This window comes from Chryseobacterium sp. CBo1 (assembly GCF_001693475.1).
Taxonomy (GTDB): Bacteria; Bacteroidota; Bacteroidia; order Flavobacteriales; family Weeksellaceae; genus Chryseobacterium; species Chryseobacterium formosense.
In genome coordinates this window covers 1-2,527 of record NZ_MAUH01000053.1, presented here as the reverse complement: position 1 = coordinate 2,527, position 2,527 = coordinate 1, and the positions used below count along the sequence as shown (strand labels likewise).

The following is a 2,527-nucleotide window of genomic DNA, read 5'->3' as shown; positions in this document are numbered from 1 at the left end:
CTCTCAATTTTGTGAGAATAAAATCGTAAATTGCATCTAGGTTATTCATGAATGTATTTGATTGGTAGTCAATACAATTTACAAATTTTTGTAACATGAATAACTTTTTTTATAATGCACTACGGGTAAAATTACTAAGGTAATAGAATGAACAATAGTTGATAATCGAGTATCTTTTTTAAACACAAAAGCTTTTACCACATTAGCAATCAATAAAATAACATTGAGTAACACAACAATCAAAATTGATAAAAAATCTAAGTTTGGTGTACACGGACCAGATTTAAATTTTCCCGAAACATTTATTGCAATTACTATCAAACTTACTATTATATAGAAAAGTATTGATTTTACAGCATTTTTCTTTTCGTGATTCATAAGTTTAAAACGTTCCTTTATAAAATATAAATCAAAGTTAATTTAATGATTTGTATTATTCAACATCGGAACAAATTTATAGGCTCCGAATTCTTCTTTCTCTATTTCTGTAGGAGAAATTTTGGTAAATCTGTAGAGAACCTGCTGATCCGTCGGACCTAAAGGAATGACCATTTTTCCACCTACTTTTAGCTGCTTTAATAATTCTGTCGGTAAAACAGACGCACCACAGGTCACGATAATTTTGTCGAAAGGCGCGAAAGTCGGCAATCCGGCAAAACCGTCTCCAAAACTTTGAAATTTTGGAAAAAGATTCATTTCACGCAGCTTTTTTTTAGAAAAATCAAAAAGATCTTTTTGTCGTTCGACAGTATAAACATTAGCTTTCATCGCAAGTAAAACAGCCGTCTGATAACCACAACCTGTTCCGATTTCAAGAACTTTTTCGCCTTCTTTTACCTGCAATAGCTCAGATTGTTCCGCAACGGTTGAAGGGTGCGAGATCGTCTGATGTGCAGCGATAGGAAAAGCACGGTCTTCATACGCATAATCCTCAAAAATACTTTCAATAAAAAGATGCCTCGGAACTTCATTGATGGCAGAAAGCACATTCTCATCGGAAATCCCGATTCTGTGTCTGAGATATTCAACCAAATTCTTCCTTTTACCCTTGTGTACAAATGAATCTACCATATCACAAAAATAGGAAATTGATTTGAAAAAAGGAATGTATGATTTGAAATTTGAGGTTCGAAATTTGACATTTATTGTGTCGTCGAACTTTGCTGAGTGATCCTTTACAGTTTGAAAGAAAAATATAAAACAGAGCTTTTAAGGTAGTACTGAATGTCAATTGTGAATGGTAGATTCTGAAATTAAAATCATGAACTAAAAATCTTGAATCTTGAATCTTAAACAATGATAAGTTATGACCTGAAGCTAAAATTTCAATTTCAAATCTCAAATTTCAAATCTCGAATCCTAATTTCAAATTAAACATTTATCTTTACAAAAATTTGATACGCTATGTTAAAAGCAGGTTTGGTAGGCGCCGGACATTTGGGGAAAATACATTTAAGACTTCTGAATCAGTCTGATAAATATGAGTTTGTAGGTTTTCACGATAAAGACCCAGAAAACGGAAGAAAACTTGAAGCCGAATTCGGATATAAATATTTTGAAAATTTCGACGAATTATTAGATCAGATCGAAATGCTTGATATTGTGACTCCCACCATTTACCATTATGATTATGCTTTAAAAGCGATCGAAAAAGGGCTTCATTTTTTTATTGAAAAACCAGTTACCCAAACACTTGAACAGGCTGAAGAAATTTTAATGAAATGTCGTGAAAACGGCATCAAAGCACAGGTAGGTCACGTTGAAAGATACAATCCTGCATTTATAGGAGCTAAAGATTATATTCAGAATCCTATGTTTATAGAAATTCACCGATTAGCGGAATTTAATCCTCGTGGAACAGATGTTTCTGTGGTTTTAGATTTAATGATTCACGATCTTGATATTTTATTGAGTGTTGTAAAATCTCCTGTAAAAAACATTCATGCAAGCGGTGTTTGTGTAGTGAGTAAAACTCCCGATATTACCAATGCAAGAATTGAGTTTGAGAATGGTTGTGTCGCTAATTTAACGACCTCAAGAATTTCGATGAAAGCAATGAGAAAAAGCCGTTTCTTCCAGAAAGACGCTTATATTTCTGTTGATTTTTTAGAGAAAAAAGCGGAAGTGATCAGAATGCAGGATGCTCCTGAAAACCCGACTCCGTTTGATATGATTATTGAAAATGCAGAAGGCGAAAAAAATCAGATTTTGTTTGAATATCCAAATATTGAGCCGAATAATGCGATTCTGGATGAATTGAATTCTTTTGCGGATGCCATTCTTGAAGAAAAAAATGTAGAAGTTTCTTTGGAAGACGGAACTGAAGCTTTGAAAGTGGCTTTGAAAATCATGGAATTGATTTCTTAAAAAATTAATTATAAAAATATTTAAGAGGCTGTTTCAAAAGAGAGACAGCCTTTTTAATGCAAAAAAGGAAAGCCTGAGCTTTCCTAATAGTTGCAAATTTTGTAATTTGCTTTGTGTTAACTAATTCAAAAGTAGTATTTAAAGATTACAATCCCAAAGA

3 protein-coding genes are annotated in these 2,527 nt (G+C 32.7%); 1 reads left to right on the top strand and 2 read right to left on the bottom strand.

Going from position 1 to position 2,527, the window contains the following annotated elements; genetic code table 11:
• Positions 1–78: 78 nt before the first annotated feature.
• Positions 79–378, bottom strand: coding sequence for a hypothetical protein (locus tag BA768_RS21360; RefSeq protein ID WP_065721855.1), 300 nt, complete (start codon positions 376–378; stop codon positions 79–81).
• A gap of 42 nt (positions 379–420) precedes the next feature.
• Positions 421–1,071: a protein-L-isoaspartate(D-aspartate) O-methyltransferase gene (locus tag BA768_RS17760; protein ID WP_034674716.1), complete on the bottom strand. Its 651-nt coding sequence runs from the start codon at positions 1,069–1,071 to the stop codon at positions 421–423.
• Between the two features lie 333 nt (positions 1,072–1,404).
• On the opposite strand from BA768_RS17760, the gene BA768_RS17755 reads away from it, so the two are divergent.
• A complete protein-coding gene (locus tag BA768_RS17755) occupies positions 1,405–2,367 on the top strand; it encodes a Gfo/Idh/MocA family protein (RefSeq protein WP_065721854.1) in 963 nt (320 codons plus the stop codon).
• Positions 2,368–2,527: the final 160 nt, after the last annotated feature.